General features: G+C 47.1%; 1 protein-coding gene. It reads right to left on the bottom strand.

The genetic code is table 11. The features are described from left to right. Positions 1 to 675, bottom strand: a 675-nt coding sequence (locus R7Q09_RS25995) for a response regulator (protein ID WP_318143927.1), incomplete at both ends; no start/stop codon positions are given.

Raw genomic sequence — 675 nt, 5'->3', positions numbered from 1 at the left:
ATGGCGTGTTCAAGCGTAGCACAGAGAGATTTTAGCCTTGGTACGCCACAATAAGAGCTACTGCCGTGCAGTTTGTGGATCACATGAATTAACTCTTCACGCGAATAATCGTCTTGCTCAAGTGCGTGGTCGACAACTTCTTCTACTTCTGGAATGAAATCGATCAACATACGCAGCATATCTTTGGCTAAGTCTTCCTTATTAGCGCTCTGTTTCAATGCGGCTTGCCAGTCAATAATCACATCAGGTTGTGTATTTTCAGCTGTGGCAGGTGCTTCACTTGCTGGTTCATCGACGTAGGACGGCGCAACTTTCCCTATGCTTTCTGTACAGGTATTCGGATTCCAGTGGACCAACACTTGTTGCAGTACATGCTCTTCAATTGGTTTGGTGAGGTAATCATCCATACCTGCGGCGAGCAGACGATCGCGCTCCCCGGCCATGGCGTGCGCGGTAACGGCGATCACTGGTGTGTCTTTGTTTAACTCAAGCTCTTTGATGTTCTGACAAGCGGTCACGCCATCCATTAATGGCATTTGGATGTCCATAAAAATCAGGTCGTATTTCTTCTCGGTAGCGAGATTTACGGCTTGCTGACCATTGCTACAAGCCGTTACGGTTTCAACCCTTTCTTTCAGTAGTGCTGAAATCAGGTTTAGGTTTGCAGGGTTATCA

The sequence above is a fragment of the Vibrio sp. 2130-1 genome (genome assembly GCF_033339515.1).
Note: the sequence above shows the minus strand (reverse complement) of the source record. Positions and strands in the feature narration are given on the sequence as shown.